This window comes from Pseudomonas sp. 58 R 3, assembly GCF_900006605.1.
Taxonomy (GTDB): Bacteria; Pseudomonadota; Gammaproteobacteria; order Pseudomonadales; family Pseudomonadaceae; genus Aquipseudomonas; species Aquipseudomonas salomonii.
In genome coordinates this window covers 1-2,046 of sequence record NZ_CVTT01000031.1, presented here as the reverse complement: position 1 = coordinate 2,046, position 2,046 = coordinate 1, and the positions used below count along the sequence as shown (strand labels likewise).

Genomic DNA, 2,046 nt, shown 5'->3' with positions numbered 1-2,046 from the left:
AGCCATGCCTTTCAAGGTCTGCGTTTAAGAACTCATTTAAAGCAGTGTTTAAGTCTGTTTATCCGACTTGGCAGCCTTGAGCACCCGAGCTGTTGAGACATGGACCCGTGCAGCCTTACCTTCCAGCCACTCCTTAGGTTTTGCGACCTTAGGACCGCGAGGACTTTTTGCGACGGCCTTGGGTTTGATCAACCTCGCCAGGGCCAACAACCGCTCTGCCAGCCCTTGCGAGGTCTTTTCAAGAGGGAAATTTTCCGTAGGCAATGCGATCTGCATTCCCTGATAATCACTGCGAACATGCACCGCCAAGTGGAAAATCGAAACTTCCCAACCCTGTGGCTGTGTATCTCGGTGCGCCTGCTCAACGCTACGCTTTAGAACCGACAAAACGTTGTAAGCCAGAACCGCCGAGGCGAAGCCCAGTAGCGCGGCTTTCGGGCTACCAAGGCTTGTAATTTCACTGTCCAGTACCGACTCAAGGCGCTGAAACATCCCCTCAATACTCCAGCGACGACGGTATAAATCGGCTATCTGCTGGGCACTAATGGTGTCAGGCAAATTGCTCCAGAACCACATCAGTGATTCACCTGAGTCATTTGCCGTTTGCAGGCTTAACTCAACGCGCCGCCAGCGGCGGCCACCTTTCACTTCGATGATTTGTTCGCGAACGGTGCCGCTATCGACGATTCCTGACTCTTGCCAGTCGCTTTCCTGGATCAAGCGTGGATGCTTGCTGGGTTGGCGAACAATGAACGAAGCCCCTGTGTCCTCGCAGGCTTGTAGGACGGGCAGCGTGCAGTAAAGTCGATCAGCCATCCACAGCTGGCCCGCGCAAGCGCGGGCCAGCAACGGAAGAACACTGACCCGTTCGCTGGCGTAGGCATCTTCCCAGGGCTGGAGATCAACGACTAAATCCAGATCAGGATCGTAGGCCACCACTGAAAACCCTGGGCGCGCTGCGCCGCGCTCAGTGCGCAAAGGGCCGAGGCGTTTTTGTGTGGCTGGCAGGTGATTGCCATCGACAATACGTAACTGCCAGCCGGGGAGAATCGATGAATGGCCGAGTGTTTTGACAGTGGGTTCCAAACGCTCCGCGCTGCCTGAAATCAGGGCCCGAAGCAGCTCGGGTTCGGTTCGATTGATCTTGTCATAGAGCGCTGTAAGGCTGACCGAAAGCCCCTCAGCCTTGCGCGCCGCTGCGTGCAAGGATGGCCTCAAGCCCAATGAAACCAGGGACATCAACTCAACAACAGATGAAAACAGAAGCTCACGGGAGTACTGCCGTTGACGGTGATCATCGAACACCTTATCAACCCATTCGGCAGGTACGGCCTGCTCCAATACCAGCTTGGTCATGACACTGGCTGGTGCTTGTTTTTCGAACCGCTCTAGAACCTTTTCCCACATCGTTTCGTCATCCTGACTGAAGTTTTGGGGGATTTTAAACCAAGACCTTGAAAGGCATGGCTCTTACAGCGGGTCACTTTTGGCAAACGCCCGGAATGCCGGCCCAGCCAAAAGTAACCAAAAGGTCTTCGCCCCACCACTCGGTGCCTCGCCTAGGCTCGGCATGCCAGAACGAAGGCTTGAATCCGTGGGCCGCCGCGATGGGCCATCCTTGGCCCAGCGCGGCTAACCCGGCGTCCTGCCGGGTTACCCACGGATTCAAGCCTGCGTTCGGCCATCGTGGTTAACGGGGCGCCTCAGATCAAAAGCAAGATCAAAAGCAGAGCACGGCGGCCTGAAAGCCGACCTGAGTGGTTGAATCAAAAGCGAAAAGCGAAAAGCAAAAAGCGGATTTGCATACACCTGGGATCTGCTTTTCTGTGGGAGCTGGCTTGCCTGCGATGCAGACACCTTGGTACATCAGGCACACCGAGTTGATGCCATCGCAGGCAAGCCAGCTCCCACAGTTGACCGAGTATGGCTCTGCTGTTGCTGTTGCTCCGGCCCTTACATCCTTTTCGATGACGAAGTCAGCGGTCTTTTGATCTGCGCTTTTGATCTTGATCTTGATCTGAAATCGCCCCGTCAAACACGATGGCC

General features: G+C 55.3%; 1 protein-coding gene and 1 pseudogene. Both read right to left on the bottom strand.

Annotated features, from left to right (window positions below; genetic code table 11):
• Positions 1–48: 48 nt before the first annotated feature.
• Positions 49–1,356, bottom strand: coding sequence for an IS4 family transposase (locus BFP92_RS04500; RefSeq protein WP_083221687.1), 1,308 nt, complete (start codon positions 1,354–1,356; stop codon positions 49–51).
• 364 nt (positions 1,357–1,720) lie between these two features.
• Positions 1,721–2,046, bottom strand: a pseudogene (locus BFP92_RS31660) (hypothetical protein); the annotation flags it as partial.